The organism is Chitinophaga sp., assembly GCF_039596155.1.
In the GTDB taxonomy this organism is placed as follows: domain Bacteria; phylum Bacteroidota; class Bacteroidia; order Chitinophagales; family Chitinophagaceae; genus Chitinophaga.
In genome coordinates this window covers 307,030-323,033 of sequence record NZ_JBCNKF010000002.1, presented here as the reverse complement: position 1 = coordinate 323,033, position 16,004 = coordinate 307,030, and the positions used below count along the sequence as shown (strand labels likewise).

The window sequence follows — 16,004 nt, the reverse complement described above, 5'->3', positions numbered from 1 at the left end:
TCCAAATATAAATCCGCATTTTTTGCTGGTTAAAGCCATTATTTTTTGAGAAACCTGCCGGTTTATGCAGGAAAAGAAAATTTCCCCATGGTAATCGCCGGCATTCCAGGCTTCCCGAAGTTGATTCCCTGGCCCATCACAGCTTCATTTGCCAAGATAGCGAATAAAACCGCTTCTTTTGCATCGCCGGCTATTCCCAGTTCTCCGGTGGTGCTTACCTGCAGGTTGGGCATGCGTGCTTTGATCAGATCTACCAACAACGGATTGTGTGCACCGCCACCACTCATGTACACTGCATACGATTTATTCGCATCCAGTACGCTGAGCAATGCAGCTGTAATGGTATCCGCACTAAACTGTGTGAGGGTTGCCATGACATCGACTGGTGTTAAAAAATCCGTTTGACTTTCCTGCAGTGCCTTATACACGTATTCCCTGTTGAATAGTTCAGGTCCCGTGGTACGGGGAAATCCTTCCTGGAAGAAAGGATTATTTTTCAATGCCGCCAGCAGCTTTTCGTTGACGGTGCCCGCCTTTGCAAACTGCGCATCTTTGTCATATTCCACGTTAAAATACGCCCGTGCAAATGCATCCAGCAAGGTATTGCCCGGTCCTGTATCGGTCACGAATACTGCATTTGCATCCAGCGTTCCAGGCAGGAAAGTAAAGTTCGCAATCCCACCCATATTCAACATGATCCTGTCTTCTCCCGCTTGTGAGAACAAACAGTAATCGCCGTACAGGGCGAGTGGTGCCCCCTCCCCTCCTGCTGCAATATGCTTTTGCCGGAAATCGCTTACCGTGATGATGCCGGTTTTCACTGCAATGTGGTCCCCATCTCCGATCTGTAACGTTGCATTGGGAAATGCCGCCTGCTGATGCAGGATCTTCGGACTATGATAGACGGTTTGCCCATGCGATGCGATCAGATCTACTTCGGCCGGATCTATTTTCCACTGCTGCAGGCATTGTAAGATCCACGTAGCGTGATGTTCCGCAATCCAGGGATTGAGCAGGCAAAGTTGCTGAAATGAAATGGTCTCTTTTGCAAAGATCTTTCGTATTTCATCCTTCACGGCAATGGGATAAGGTACTGTATCAAATTGTTCCAGCTCCACCCTGGTATCCATGCCACTGCCGCTGATGGCGCATAAAGCCACATCCAGTCCGTCGAGCGACGTACCAGACATCAGGCCGATAATACGCCGGACCGGCTTTTGCGTAATAGTAAAAAGTCGTTGTAAATTACTGTTCATGCATGCGGCTTTCGATGGCGGCCCTGATACTGCCATGTTCTTCTAACAGTTGTTTTGCCCTTTCTTCATCAACAGACAATTCACTCATCACCATTCTGATTCCCCTGTCAATCAGTTTATGATTGCTCAGTTGCATATCCACCATTTTATTGCCCTTTACCCTGCCCAGTTGAATCATCACGGTGGTGGAGATCATATTCAGCACCAGCTTCTGTGCAGTACCTGCTTTCATACGGGTACTTCCGGTGAGAAATTCAGGACCTACCGGCACTTCTACCGGGTAGTCGACTGCTGCAGCCAGGGGACTAGCTGTGTTGCAGGTAATACACCCTGTCATGATCCCTCTTGCGCGCATTTGTTGTACACCACCTATTACATAGGGTGTAGTACCGGATGCTGCGATCCCGATCACAACATCATTTTCATTGATCTGGCAGGTATCCAGATCCTTTGCTGCCTGCTCTTTATCATCTTCTGCAAATTCTACTGCTTTGCGGATGGCTGTATCGCCACCTGCTATCAACCCGATCACCAGATCAAAGCCAACACCAAATGTGGGTGGACATTCTGATGCATCCAGTATACCGAGACGACCACTGGTACCGGCACCGATATAAAACAGGCGCCCCCCTTTCTTCATGCGTTCTACAGTAGCTGTCACCAGCTGCTCTATTTGCGGCAACGCCTTTGCGACTGCCTGTGGCACAGTGTTGTCTTCACTGTTGATCCCTTCCAGGATGGCTTTTACGCTCATCTTTTCCAGGTTATTATAGTGGGATGCACTTTCAGTAGTAAGCATATTATAATAAAGTTTTTTCTGCGGGTTTTGAGAAGATCCATAAGCCGGTGAACATCAGCAAACCATTTATCAGTAATAGTTCCAATCCTATCTTGAAGTCGCCGAGTAAGGTCGCCTGGTAAGTATCCAGCAATAAACAAACCAATGGTGCCACCACCGCAATCACCGGTACAGCCTTGTCATTGGCCCGGCGATTCGTCAATATACCGAAGGAGAATAAGCCCAGTAATGGTCCGTACGTATAGCTTGCTACGGTAAGGATCACCCCAATCATACTTGCACTGCTGATCCATTTGAACACCAGTACGAACAACAGGAAGATAAATGTGAACACCAGGTGCACACGCTGCCGGGTAGACTTCTTCTGCTTTTCATCCAGGCCTGCTTTCCTGTTGATGCCTAAAATATCGATGCAGTAAGAAGATGTCAATGCCGTGATCGCACCATCTGCACTTGGAAACAAAGCAGAGATCAGGGCCACGATAAAGATGATAGACATGTAAGCCGGCATGTGGTTCAGCGCAAGGTTAGGGAAGAGTTTATCCCCCTTTACATCCACATTCAATTGCTCTGCATACAGGTATAACAAACCTCCCAGGAAGAGGAACAACAGCAGCACTACCATCAGGATGAGTGACAGGGTCACTACATTCTTCTGTGCATCTTTCAGTGTTTTTACAGAGATATTTTTCTGCATCATTTCCTGGTCCATACCCGTCATCGTGATGGTGATAAATGCACCACCCAGTATTTGCTTCAGGAAGAATAACTTACTATCCGGATCACCAAAGAAAATCCTTGTCATCCCTTGCTGTGACATCCTGTTAATACTCTCTCCCATGCTGATATCCATGCTGTGCAGGATATACGCCGTGCACAATACTAAGCCCAGCAACATACAGGTGGTTTGCAAAGTATCGGTATATACGATGGTCTTTACGCCCCCCTCGAATGTGTAGAGCAGGATCATGAGCAGGATGACCAGCGTCGTTACCCAGAAAGGAATCCCGAACTGGTTCATGATCGCTTCCTGCAGAATATTTACCACGAGATACAACCTTGCAGTTGCACCCAGTGTTCTGGAAAGTATAAAGAAGGATGCACCTGTTTTGTAAGAAGCTACACCAAAACGTGTTTCGAGGTAATTGTAAATAGAAGTCAGCTTTAACCTGTAATACAATGGCAACAGCACAAAAGCAATGACGAGATAACCTATCAGGTAACCGATGGTGACCTGGAAATAGGAGAAGGAATTTTTAGCCACATCCCCCGGCACACTTACAAAAGTGACACCACTGAGGGAGGTACCGATCATCCCGAAGGCAACCAACATCCAGTTGGAGTTGCGGTTCCCGATAAAAAAGGATTCGTTACTGGAATTACGGCCGGTATACCAGGCTACTACCAATAAGACAATAAAGTAAACGACGACAATTGAGAATAAGAGCACTGGTGACATAACCGATATACAATTTTGGCAGATAAACCCGCATAAAAACGCATTCCCTCGAATAAACTTACAGAGAAAAACGCAAAAAAACTAAAATAATATGCAAAAAGACGAATAAATTTACATTCATCCTGATTCCACAGACAAATATAAGTGTATGAAAAAACTATCCATACTATGGTTGCTGCTGTTTTTACATCTTTCGGTGACGGCAGACTGGATCCGTATTAATCAGCTCGGATACCGGCCTGCAGGCCTGAAAGTAGCTGTTTGGTGCAGTAAGGGCCAAGATACATTAAAATTTTTTGAGGTAGTTGATGCGCAGACGCAAAAGGTTGTATACAGGCATGCTGCGGGAAAAGCTGCAGGGGCATATGGTCCGTTTGTGCAGACATGCAGGCTTGATTTTTCCCGGCTACAGCGGGCAGGGCTATATTATATACGCACCGGTAATACCCGGTCGCCGCAGTTCGCCATCCATGAAGGTGTATATGGCGGTGCGGCAGAATTTTGTTTAAGATATATGCGGCAGCAAAGAAGCGGGTTTAACCCGTTTTTGAAAGACAGCTGTCATACCCACGACGGGTTTGCTGTGTATGCGCCCAAAGATACGTTTGTAGCAGTGTCCGGGGGCTGGCATGATGCCACTGATTATTTGCAATATGCCACGACTTCGGCAAATGCTACTTACCACTTATTAGCTGCCTGCAGAGACTTTCCCGGGGTGTTTGGAGATACCCTGCAGGCAAATGGTTTACCGGGCAGAAACGGCTTCTCTGACGCCATGGATGAGGCGAAATGGGGGCTGGACTGGTTACTGAAAATGTACCCGGCAGACGACTGGATGTTTAACCAGATCGGAGACGACAGGGATCACCAGGGCATGCGCTTACCCAGGCAGGATACGAATTTCTACCAACATGGACTGGAACGCCCTGTTTACTTCTGTTCCGGGCAACCGCAAGGTTTATTGAAATACAAGAACAGGGCCACCGGGGTGGCTTCTACCGCGGGAAAATTTGCCAGTTGTTTCGCCCTGGGAGCACAGTTATTTTCGTCTCCGTTGATGAAAAGTAAAGCCCTTGCCGCGTACCAGTTAGGCTTAAAACATCCCGGTGTCTGTCAGACCGCTCCCGGCAGATCACCTTATTTCTATGAAGAAGATAACTGGGTGGATGATATGGAACTGGCTGCAGCGATGTTGTCAAAAACTACCGATGCGATGGCTTTTGCCAGGCAGGAGCCGGTCACTCCCTGGTTAGGGAAAGATACGGCCCGCCATTACCAGTGGTATCCATTTATCAATCCTGGCCATTATGAACTGGCGAAACAGTTGCAGGGTGCACAAAGAGATAGCCTGATCCGGTTTTATAAAGAAGGGATTGAGCGGGTTTGGAAGAAAGCCAGTCACAATGCATTCTATCGCGCCATTCCCTTTATATGGTGCAGTAATAATCTCACGACCGCCTTCACTATACAATGTTATTGGTACCGGCAACTGAGCGGGGATGATACTTACCTGCCATTGGAGCAGGCTTGTTTTGACTGGCTGTTTGGCTGTAATCCCTGGGGGACATCTATGGTGTATGGGCTACCCGCCAATGGCGATACACCTGCTGATCCGCATTCTTCTTTCACACATTTAAAACAATATCCCATAGATGGCGGATTGGTAGACGGCCCTGTATATACCAGTATTTACAAGGGTTTGATCGGTATTAAACTCGAAAATGAAGATGAATATGCACCTTTTCAAAGTGACCTGGCAGTATACCATGATGACTTTGGAGACTATAGTACAAATGAACCTACCATGGATGGTACGGCGGTATTGATCTATTTACTGGCGGCGCAGGAAAGTGGCAGGAATACGGTGGTACAGCGGGGAATTGTGAGAACCGATACCACTAAAAAGGAGATCTCACTGGTATTTACGGCAGATGAATTTGCAGATGGCCTGCCTGCTATATCCCGTGTTTTAAAAGAACAACAGGTAAAGGCTTCTTTCTTTTTTACCGGCAGGTTTTATGCGCAACACGATGTACGTGCGTTGATTAAAGATGGGCACTATTTAGGCCCCCATTCTGATCAGCATTTATTGTACTGTGACTGGAAAAAGAGGGATAGTTTACTGGTCACGCCAGCTGCATTCAGGACGGACATGATGCAATGCCTGGCAAAGATGAAAAAAGCGGGCGTGGATACTTCGGAAGTGAGATACTTTATTCCGCCTTACGAATGGTGGAATAATACGATCGGTGAATGGGCGGCTGATATGGGGTTGCAGATTGTAAACTTCACGCCGGGTACAGGTAGCAATGCTGATTATACCTACCCGGAAATGGGTGCTGCTTACAAGAGCAGTGCGACTATTCTTTCATCCATCTACCAGTTTAAAAACGGATTGAATGGTGTGATCCTGCTGATACATGCAGGCACTGATCCCCGGCGTAAAGATAAATTGTATGATCACTTAGGTGAGTTGATCACTTTTTTGAAAAAGGAAGGGTATACTTTCCGAAAGATAAATGAAGCTGTGAATTAGCTGAAAAAACAGGCACTTATAATTTCATAAGCACACACCTGCCTGTCAACCGAACGAACAGGTCCTTTTCTATCGGCACCTGTTCGTTCGTTTTTAACGAACCTGTCCATCTCCCCTGACGAACCATTTTTCTGTCACCAGCTTTTCTAGTGCGAAAGGTCCGCGGGCATGCAATTTCTGTGTAGAAATCCCGATCTCAGCACCGAGTCCGAACACCCCACCATCTGTAAAGCGGGTACTGGCATTGACGTACACTGCTGCCGCATCTACTTCGTTCAGGAAGCGTTCACTGATTGCCGCATTGTTGGATACAATAGCTTCGGAGTGTTTGGAAGAGAATTCCTGTATGTGCTTCAATGCTTCTTCCACCCCGTTTACCACTTTGATAGAACATTTGAAGTCGAGGAACTCGCGTCCGAAATCTGCCGGTGCTGCGTGTTGTAAATGTGGATATGACAAGTTTTCCAGGATCTCATAAGCAGGGGCATCTGCAAAGATCTCCACATTGTAGGCGGCCAGTGAAGGTGCTAACAATGTGAGTAATCCGGCGGCTACCTGTTGATCGACCAGCACCGTATCCAGTGAATTACATACAGACGGACGGCTTACCTTGGCATTCGTCACTATCCTACTGGCCTTTTCCAGGTCTGCCGTTGCTTCTACGTATGTATGACACACACCGGCACCGGTTTCTATAACAGGTACTTTACTGTTTGCGCGTACATATTCTATGAGCTGCTGTGAGCCTCTTGGAATAATGATATCAATATATTTTACGGCGGTCAGCATTTCCTGGATCAGCGAACGATTTACGGGCAGTAGCTGTACTGTATGTACATTTACCTGGAATTCCTTCAGCACCTCCTGGATGATCTGCACCAGGATGGTATTGGTATAAAATGCATCGGAGCCACCTCTTAATATGCATACATTTCCTGAACGGATACAGAGTGCAGCAACATCAATGGTTACATTCGGCCTGGATTCATAGATTACACCCACTACGCCCAATGGCACTGTACGTTTTTGCACATGCAGGCCATTCTCCAGCGTACGTTCCAAAACCACTTTATTTGCAGGATCGGGTAAGGCAGCTATTTCGTTCACACTGTCTGCGAGTTGCTGTATACGCGCTTCATTCAGCAATAAGCGATCCTTCTTCGGGTCTTCGTCCGCCATCTTATCCAGATCCTTCCTGTTTTCCGCTACGATCGCTGTTGTGTGCGCGGTGATTTGCACGGCCAGCCTGCGCAGCAGTTGTTGCCGCTGCTCATCGGCCAGTGACTTGATAGCGCTGGTAGCCTGTTGGGCATCTACCAGCATCTGATGTATACTTTGCATGTTAATTTCTTTTGCAACTGCCTACAGCAACACGATGTCGTCTGCATGGGCAATTTCAAGGTCATGTTGTTTGTTATCTTCCGATAAAAGATCAGAAGAAACTTTGGCGCGTGCCACGGCAATTACATTGTGCTCTTCATCTACGATTTCAAACACTTCTCCACCTTCGAAGGCATCCAGCACGGTTAATACGCCTACTGCCAGCAGGCTACGTCTTTTCTGCAGTGCAGTCAGCGCACCGGCATCTACCAGTACCCTGCCTGTTACCAGGCTTCCGCTGGCCAGCCATTTTTTTCTTGCAGGCATACTACATTCCTGGGGTAGGCATACGGTACCGGTAGTACCTGCTATCGCATTGAGAATGCCATCTGTCGTGTGGATACCGAAGATCACCACACCTATTCCCATTCTGGTAGCCAGGCGGGCAAAGGTGAGTTTTGACACCATGCCTCCAAGGCCTACTGATGATTTTTTTGTATCTGCCAGTGATAATATTGACTCGTTGATTTCCGGGATTTCCGGGACTACCTTTCCTGATTTATCCAGCAAACCACCTACGGAGGTACTGAATAACAGCAAAGAAGCACCAAAGCCTACGGCGATTAAGGTAGCCAGTTCATCGTTGTCGGAAAACTTCAATTCCAGGTCGCTCACTACGTCGTTTTCATTTGCCACCGGGATGACATTGCTGGCCCACAGCTCTTCGTACGTTTTTTTCAGTTGCAGGAACTGTTGCCTGTTACTGAAGTGACGGCGTTCACAAAGACTTTGGGCAATGGCGATGTTGTAAGGTGCAAAATAACGGGCATACTTACTGAGCAGTAAAGGGTTGCCGATAGCAGCTGCCGCCTTGCGCTCACTGATAGTGCCATTGTAATTCTGCAGGTATTTTTTACCTGCCGCTACTGCTCCTGAAGAAACTAACACGATATTGTACTGTTCCTGTAATTCTGCCACCTGACGGGCTATTGAAGCTATGATCGTCTCATCCAGCTCTCCATCTTTATGTGTGATGGAAGCCGATCCAAATTTGATTACGAGTATCGGTTTAGTCACTGTCCCAAAAATTTGTTGCCAAAATTATTCAAAATGCTGAGTTTATTTTAAAAAAGTATTTTTGAAGTGAAGGGCCTGTTGCTATCTTTTGACAAAGGCTCAAATTGAAACGAATGAAAAACAACAACATGCGTAAGACAGCCCTCATTGCGCTTATCAGCCTGATCAGCTTTCAATTGCACGCACAATCTGACACCAGCTGGCATTGGTATACACCTCGCGCGGTGGAAGGCCAGGGATTTCCTGTGGCCGCCAGGTATGACCGGCTCCCTGCCAGGGCAGAAAAAACCGTTCCGCCCAAAGTCTGGAACCTGTCCAGGGAAAGCGCTGGCTTGTCTTTGCGGTTTCGTACTTCAGCCCCGGAGATGGTGGTGCGGTATGTGGTGACCGGGAAACTGGACATGCCTCATATGCCGGCTACAGGTGCCAGTGGCGTGGACCTGTATAGTATAGATCCCAACGGGGAATGGAAATGGAGTGCCGGAAAATACAGTTTCGGAGATACGATCACCTACCGCTTTTCAGCACTGGGTAAGGATGTAGGAGAATACCGGTTGTATTTGCCGCTGTACAATACACTCAAATGGCTGGAGATTGGTACTGTGGGCGCTGATAGTATACACTTTCTGCCATTAAGAAGGGAGCTACCTATCGTGATATACGGCACTTCTATTGCACAGGGTGCCTGTGCTTCCCGTCCGGGACTGGCCTGGGCCAATCTGCTGGATAGGATGATGGACCGGCCGGTGATCAACCTGGGCTTTGCCGGGAATGGCAAACTGGACCCGCCCGTCACCGCATTGCTGACAGAGATAACTGCGAAAATATATGTGCTGGACTGCCTGCCTAATATTTCCGGATTGCCTGCTGATGAGATCACAGACAGGGTAATGACCGCTGTGAAACAAATCAGGAAAGTGAGACCAGCGACACCTGTATTGCTGGTAGAACATGGTCGTATAACCGGCAATGCAGCCCTGGTGCGTGCTTATGAACAACTACTGCTGAACGGGGAAAAACAATTATACCTGCTGCCGGCCAGCCAACTAGGGTTAGGTATCGAAAGTACGGTAGATGGTACACATCCCAATGATATTGGCATGCAGCAGTATGCAAACGGCTATGCACAAGTCCTGCGGCAGATTCTTCATGAGCCGGCAGGCACTATAAATACTACAATGCCCTGCCGTCAATACCGTGAACTGATCCGGTACGACTGGGATCTTCGTCATAATACCGAATTGGCCATGAACCAACAATCGCCCCCCAAAGTGGTGATCATCGGCAACTCTATTACGCACTTCTGGGGTGGGGAACCGGCGGGGCCAATCGCCAGGGGTACAGACTCCTGGCCTGCGGGTGCCAGGAATATGGGCTTTGGCTGGGACAGGATCGAAAATGTACTGTGGCGGGTGTACCATGATGAACTCGATGGATTCGAGGCAAAGAAAATAGTGATCATGATTGGCACCAATAACCTGCAAATGAGTGATGATGCGGCGATCATTGCCGGGTTGCAACAATTGGTAATTGCCATCCGGGAGCGACAGCCCAAAGCCACGCTCCTGCTGGCAGGCATACTGCCCCGTGTGGATATGGCAGAAAGAGTGATGCGGATCAACCAGGCTATTCTTCAGCTGGCAGGCAGGCAACAGGTGCAGTATATTAATCCCGGGCAGGTGTTACTGAAAGCTGACCAGACACCGGACAGCTCGCTCTTTACAGATGGGCTGCACCCCAATGGCACCGGTTATGGTAAACTGGCTGCTTACCTGCAACCGTGGTTGAAATAGCGGGTGATGCAAAGTTTGAAATAGCATATCTCACTTTATTTGACGTTGTATTATGTGACTTTATTGGGCATGGTGCCTGTTGGCGTTGTTTGACATGGTGTGCGTTAGCGTTGTTTGAATGGTGAACATCTCCTTGTTTGACATGATGCGTGCCGGCTTTTTTGAATGGTGCGCCTAGTCTTTTTTGAATGATACGCGTCGCCTTATTTGGAATGGCACACCTGACCTTGTTGACATGGTGCGGCTCCCTTTGTTTGAGCGATACACTTCAGCTTATTTGAATGGTGCACCTGGCCTTGTTGACATGGTGCGCCTCCCCTTGTTTGAGTGATACACTTCAGCTTATTTGAATGGTACACCTGGCCTTGTTGACATGGTGCGCCTCCCCTTGTTTGAGTGATACACTTCAGCTTATTTGAATGGTGCACCTGGCCTTGTTGACATGGTGCGCCTCCCCTTGTTTGAGTGATACACTTTAGCTTATTTGAATGGTGCACCTGGCCTTGTTGACATGGTGCGCCTCGCCTGGTTTGAATGGTACGCCTCGCCTTATTTGGAATGGTGCCCCTGGCAGCATTGGGAATGGTAGACGCAATCGCACTTCGAATGGTACACCCGGACAAATTCAAAGCAGATTTACCATTCAGCCCATAGATTTACATTTCATTTAAACTCTTTGACCCAACTGTGACACGTGTTTTGAACCGTGCCTGTACTTTACAACGCTTAAAAAAAATCATATTAACCAATGGGTGCACGTTTTGCTTTTCACCTTACAATGTTGACCGCTGTTACGCTCTTTGCTAAGGAATCTTCACAGGCACAGGAAAAAGACCTGACCCGTTATGTGAAACCTATTATCGGTACTGCCAAAATGGGCCATGTGTATCCGGGGGCGACTGTGCCTTTCGGCATGGTACAACTGAGTCCCGACACGGATACCATTCCTTACGAAATGAATGGAAAATACAATCCGGATGTGTATAAGTACTGCGCGGGTTACCAGTATTCAGATAAGACCATCTGCGGATTCAGTCATACCCACTTCAGTGGTACGGGTCACTCAGACCTGGGTGATTTTCTCATCATGCCGACAACGGGGCAGCTACACCTGAACCCGGGTACTGCTGACCATCCTGAAACGGGCTATCGCAGTACATTCTCGCATGACAATGAAACGGCTGCCGCTGATTACTATAAAGTGAAGCTGGATAAATACAATATCACTGCGGAACTGACGGCTACCAACAGGGTTGGTTTTCACCAATACACTTTTGATGCAGCGACTGACCAGGCGCATATCATTCTCGATCTGACGGCGGGTATTTATAACTATGCCAACAAGAATGTATGGACATTTGTAAGAGTTGAAAACGACACGCTCATCACAGGTTATCGCCAGACGAATGGCTGGGCAAGAACAAGGATCGAGTACTTCGCAATGTCTTTCTCCAAGCCATTTTATCAATATGGACATCAGAACCAGGCCAACGATGTATACAGGGGTTTCTGGCGGAAGTTCGATACAAACCATAACTTCCCGGAAATGGCGGGCAGGCAGATCCGTGCATATTTTGACTTCAAGGTTGCAGCGGGGGAAAAAGTAAAGATCAAATTTGCGTTGTCCCCGGTAAGCACAGAAGGGGCGTTGAAAAACCTGCGGGCAGAAGCGCCGGGATGGGATTTCGAAAAAGTAAAAGCGGATGGACAGGCACTGTGGAACAAGGAGCTGCATAAGATTGATGCACAACTGCTGAACGATGATGAAATGGTCAATTTTTATACGGCAATGTATCATGCGTTCATTAGTCCGACGACCTATATGGATGTAGATGGCAGCTACAGGGGCCTGGATCAGAATATTCACCAGGCGAAAGACTTTACCAATTATACGACATTCTCCCTGTGGGATACTTACCGTGCATTGCATCCGCTGTTCAATGTGATCCAGCCAAAGCGCAATGCAGATATGGCACAGAGCATGCTGGCGCATTATGATCAGAGTGCACAGCACATGCTGCCGGTATGGTCACATTATGCCAATGAGAATTGGTGTATGATCGGTTATCACAGTGTATCAGTGATTGCAGATGCGGTGATAAAAGGCAATGCACCTTTTGATGCAAATAAGGCCCTGGATGCCTGTGTAACCACGGCACGTCACCGCACTTATGACGGCCTGGGTTATTATATGGACAATGGTTATGTACCTGAAGACAAGAGTGGTGCGTCTGTATCCAAGACACTGGAATATGCGTATGATGACTGGTGCATCGCACAGATGGCGAAGCAGTTGAACAGGCAGGATATCTACGCAGAATTTATGAAGCGTTCAGAAAATTATAAAAATGTATACGATCCTTCATCAGGATATATGCGTCCACGTTTGAGCGATGGTAGTTTCAGGAAAGAGTTCGATCCGTTAAAGACCGATAACCAGGGATTCATAGAAGGAAATGCCTGGAACTACAGTTTGTATGTACCACAGGATCCTGCAGCGATGATAGCGCTGCGTGGGGATAAGAAGGCCTTTTCCCGACACCTGGATTCCCTGTTTACGATGCACCTGCCTGATGAGTTTTTTGCAGAGACGGAGGATATCACCCGGGATGGCATTATTGGCAACTATGTACATGGTAACGAGCCGTCTCATCATGCGGCGTATTTATACAACTGGACGGGTGAGCCCTGGAAGACACAGGAGCGGGTAAGGATGATCCTGAAAAAGATGTATAAGCCGGCGGCAGATGGCCTTGGGGGTAATGATGACTGTGGGCAGATGAGTGCGTGGTACATTTTTACGTCGTTAGGATTCTATCCGGTTTGTCCTGGTTCTACGACCTATATTCTGGGTAGTCCGGCGGTAAAAAATGCCGTATTGCAGTTGGAAAACGGGCATACATTTACAGTAGAGGCACCTGATCAGAGTGAGACGAATGTGTATGTGCAGAAGGTGATGCTGAATGGCAAGCCGGTGTTGAGTAATTCCATTACGCATGAGGATATTATGAAGGGTGGTAAGCTCGTGTTTTATATGGGGGCAAAGCCGAAGAAATAAGCTGTTATAACATATAAGATCGAAAAGGTCACTTCAGGGTAAAAACGGCCCGGGAGTGGCCTTTTTTGATTTCGGGTCGGGTATAGGTGAGCGTCGGGTGAAGTACGGGACGATCAGGGTACTAATCCGGCATTATAAGGGCACTAAAAGGGCACTTGTATATCCGTGGGATATTGAGGTGATATTCAGGTGTACTATTGGTGGACTTTTAGTGAGCTGTTGATGAGGGCTTATGGACGAATTAATTATGACTTATGGGTGGATGATTGATGGATGATGGACGCATTGGAGGTTTTTTGGGGGCTTTTTGTAACTGGCGGGGGATGGTTGGATGATGAATGGGTAGTGGAGATGGCGAGGAGGCCAGTCGAAGATCAGTCGAACTAGCGTCGAACTAGCGTCGAAGAAGCGTCGAAGAAGCATCGAAGAAGCATCGAAGAAGCATCGAAGAAGCGTCGAAGAAGCGTCGAAGAAGCGTCGAAGAAGCGTCGAAGAAGCGTCGAAGAAGCGTCGAAGAAGCGTCGAAGAACGGTCGAAGAACGGTCGAAGAACGGTCGAAGAATGGTCGAAGGACAGGCGAAGGACGGTCGAAGGATAGGCGAAGGATAGGCGAAGAATGGTCGGACAACAATCGTAGAATGACCGAACAACGGTCGAACCAGCCTCAAAGAACAGGCTAACAGCAGGCGAAGAACAGGCGAAGAATGGTCGGACAACAATCGTAGAATGACCGAACAACGGTCAAACCAGCCTCAAAGAACAGGCTAACAGCAGGCGAAGAACAGGCGAAGAATGGTCGGACAACAATCGTAGAATGACCGAACAACGGTCAAACCAGCCTCGAAGAACAGGAGAACAACAGTCGAAGAATAGTTGAACAGCAGGCGAATAAGTGTTGAATGTCTTTGGGGCAACACATAAAAGAAGAATCGAACAATCACAGGGGGGATGGGTCTGACTTATAGGGGTTACTCATGACAAAATGATTTCGTAAATTTATGATGACTAACCCTGCACATATGAAATCCTCATCGCAACCAACCCATTTCAGGTTTCACAACCTGGGCATTGGCGACATACAGCTGGGCCGAAAACCTGGCCACATTCCAGGAATGCTCCCTTTTAACCTATACACTGGCAAACATCATTTCAGCGTGAGTCCGCACGCCAATCTTTACCATGTATTCAACCGGCCGATCAGATGTACTATTGAGCACAGGGATAATGGGATTGCATTGAGTCATCTCTTTGCAGGTGTGAACGAGAACGGCTTTATTAACAGGCTTTTCATTTACCCGGATCAACCTGGTTTTCAACTGGCTATGCGGCTGAGCCACTTATATGGCGAGCCTGCTGCACAAAATAACTGGGTAACTGAAAGTGATACAGAAATTACATTGCGCACGTCGGGTGCATTGTTGCAAACAGTGATCGCTTTCCGGTTCCTGTATGACGTGGCTGCTTTGAAGGAGTATGAGGTGAAAGTGGTGTAGGTACAAAAGAAAAGGCCTGCTAAAAAGCAGGCCAGTTATGGTACTTTGGGGGGGACAATACAATTTAGGGTTTTCAAAGGGTACAATATTTTAAATCAGCATTCAGGCTAATTGCCTGATCAATATTATTAAAAATAAAGTTGACGTAGCGCGCCTGATGGATGAATATGTTAGCTACATTCATAGTGTTTGAATTACTTGTTATAACATGCGAATAAATACGCAATTCGCAAAATGCTTGTCAGTCATGCTGGTAGAAGATTTTTGGAGATTATACCACTGATAAACAGTCGCAGTTTTACGATTTCGCAGGGATAAAAAACCGGCAATGAATCAACTTGAAACGTACCAATACGCATTCATAAACTGCGTAAATCACGGTCTTTTGTTAACCGTGAAATCACGGTATTCAAAATCATCGAATTAAAGTAGAATCGTCATAGCCCTGTATCATTTGAAGGAATAACCCAAAATCAGGTAGTCAGCAGAAAAAAAATACCCGCACCGATAATTACCGGTATACATACACCGTTATTAACGCAATTAATACTGCATCTTTACAGGAAATTTGAGTAGAAAAGGGCGGTTTTTGCATTATACAAAATCATATATGAATTGATTAGACAGTAATTACGAATTTATACACATTGTAATGTTATGATTATTAATAACTTACAGTGATAACTGTATTTGTTTTAAATTAGTTTTATGTTGTCAATGAGATTTCAAAACCTAAAATAGTATCTTATGTCAGCCGCTACAATTATGAAAGCCGGTCAGTTTGTAAACGATAAGCATGTTACCATGCTCAAAAATAATTACAGGGAAAACAGGTGGAAAGCAAACTCTGAGCGTCTTGGTAAAATGGACTCCCTGAGTGTTTGGTATAGTCTGGACGAACTCAAACATTATATCGAAACAGCTGAAGCTGCTGGTGCGGACGGTATCAGAGTATATTGGGGTGTTTATCCTTCTTCATTCCCTGAAAACATTCTGCTGGAAGACAGGCAAACTATCGTTTTTGTTGCAACTCAGCAAAAAGTTAGTGAGACCGGTAAAACTGAAAATAAAGATCTGTATGTTTCCACACCTAATGGTGCTGAGATCGTAGCATTCAATTTCGGCTACATTTGCCCGCCAGCCTGCGTTGGTCAGGCGGGTCAGGCATTTGAAAGTGTAAAAATCGAGGCTAAACAGACCAGCTGAGGATAAT

At 46.9% G+C, this 16,004-nt stretch carries 10 protein-coding genes; 5 read left to right on the top strand and 5 right to left on the bottom strand.

Features of this window, described 5'->3' with window-relative positions; translation table 11 throughout:
* Positions 1-62: 62 nt before the first annotated feature.
* Genes ABDW33_RS03160 through ABDW33_RS03150 form a run of 3 tightly spaced genes read right to left on the bottom strand, consistent with a single transcriptional unit; the run spans position 63 to position 3,514 of the window.
* Positions 63-1,256, bottom strand: coding sequence for an anhydro-N-acetylmuramic acid kinase (locus ABDW33_RS03160; RefSeq protein ID WP_343688611.1), 1,194 nt, complete (start codon positions 1,254-1,256; stop codon positions 63-65).
* Positions 1,246-2,055, bottom strand: coding sequence for an N-acetylmuramic acid 6-phosphate etherase (murQ, locus tag ABDW33_RS03155; RefSeq protein ID WP_343688610.1), 810 nt, complete (start codon positions 2,053-2,055; stop codon positions 1,246-1,248). Before murQ ends, ABDW33_RS03160 begins: the two co-directional genes overlap by 11 nt.
* A gap of 1 nt (position 2,056) precedes the next feature.
* Positions 2,057-3,514 (bottom strand): sodium:solute symporter, encoded by a 1,458-nt coding sequence (locus tag ABDW33_RS03150; protein WP_343688609.1) that lies wholly within the window; start codon positions 3,512-3,514, stop codon positions 2,057-2,059.
* Between the two features lie 148 nt (positions 3,515-3,662).
* On the opposite strand from ABDW33_RS03150, the gene ABDW33_RS03145 reads away from it, so the two are divergent.
* Positions 3,663-6,050 (top strand): glycoside hydrolase family 9 protein, encoded by a 2,388-nt coding sequence (locus tag ABDW33_RS03145; RefSeq protein ID WP_343688608.1) that lies wholly within the window; start codon positions 3,663-3,665, stop codon positions 6,048-6,050.
* 93 nt (positions 6,051-6,143) lie between these two features.
* On the opposite strand, the gene ABDW33_RS03140 is transcribed toward ABDW33_RS03145, so the two are convergent.
* Entirely contained in the window at positions 6,144-7,391 is a 1,248-nt protein-coding gene (locus ABDW33_RS03140; RefSeq protein ID WP_343688607.1) for a glutamate-5-semialdehyde dehydrogenase, read from the bottom strand.
* A 21-nt stretch (positions 7,392-7,412) separates the two neighbouring features.
* Complete coding sequence (gene proB / locus ABDW33_RS03135; protein ID WP_343688606.1) at positions 7,413-8,447, bottom strand: glutamate 5-kinase; 1,035 nt, start codon at positions 8,445-8,447, stop codon at positions 7,413-7,415.
* Positions 8,448-8,560: 113 nt separating this feature from the next.
* Between proB and ABDW33_RS03130 the strand changes: the two genes are divergently transcribed.
* The 4 genes from ABDW33_RS03130 to ABDW33_RS03115 all read left to right on the top strand — a co-directional run bounded on the left by ABDW33_RS03130 (position 8,561) and on the right by ABDW33_RS03115 (position 15,997).
* Positions 8,561-10,240: an SGNH/GDSL hydrolase family protein gene (locus tag ABDW33_RS03130; protein WP_343688605.1), complete on the top strand. Its 1,680-nt coding sequence runs from the start codon at positions 8,561-8,563 to the stop codon at positions 10,238-10,240.
* Positions 10,241-10,988: 748 nt separating this feature from the next.
* Positions 10,989-13,298, top strand: coding sequence for a GH92 family glycosyl hydrolase (locus ABDW33_RS03125; RefSeq protein WP_343688604.1), 2,310 nt, complete (start codon positions 10,989-10,991; stop codon positions 13,296-13,298).
* Positions 13,299-14,317: 1,019 nt separating this feature from the next.
* Complete coding sequence (locus ABDW33_RS03120) at positions 14,318-14,791, top strand: hypothetical protein (protein ID WP_343688603.1); 474 nt, start codon at positions 14,318-14,320, stop codon at positions 14,789-14,791.
* A gap of 747 nt (positions 14,792-15,538) precedes the next feature.
* Positions 15,539-15,997, top strand: coding sequence for a hypothetical protein (locus ABDW33_RS03115; RefSeq protein WP_343688602.1), 459 nt, complete (start codon positions 15,539-15,541; stop codon positions 15,995-15,997).
* Positions 15,998-16,004: the final 7 nt, after the last annotated feature.

Coding starts and splice junctions, on each gene's coding strand:
- ABDW33_RS03160 (WP_343688611.1), bottom strand. CDS start 1,256: ATGAACAGTAATTTACAACGACTTTTTACTATTACGCAAAAGCCGGTC.
- murQ (WP_343688610.1), bottom strand. CDS start 2,055: ATGCTTACTACTGAAAGTGCATCCCACTATAATAACCTGGAAAAGATG.
- ABDW33_RS03150 (WP_343688609.1), bottom strand. CDS start 3,514: ATGTCACCAGTGCTCTTATTCTCAATTGTCGTCGTTTACTTTATTGTC.
- ABDW33_RS03145 (WP_343688608.1), top strand. CDS start 3,663: ATGAAAAAACTATCCATACTATGGTTGCTGCTGTTTTTACATCTTTCG.
- ABDW33_RS03140 (WP_343688607.1), bottom strand. CDS start 7,391: ATGCAAAGTATACATCAGATGCTGGTAGATGCCCAACAGGCTACCAGC.
- ABDW33_RS03130 (WP_343688605.1), top strand. CDS start 8,561: ATGAAAAACAACAACATGCGTAAGACAGCCCTCATTGCGCTTATCAGC.
- ABDW33_RS03125 (WP_343688604.1), top strand. CDS start 10,989: ATGGGTGCACGTTTTGCTTTTCACCTTACAATGTTGACCGCTGTTACG.
- ABDW33_RS03120 (WP_343688603.1), top strand. CDS start 14,318: ATGAAATCCTCATCGCAACCAACCCATTTCAGGTTTCACAACCTGGGC.
- ABDW33_RS03115 (WP_343688602.1), top strand. CDS start 15,539: ATGTCAGCCGCTACAATTATGAAAGCCGGTCAGTTTGTAAACGATAAG.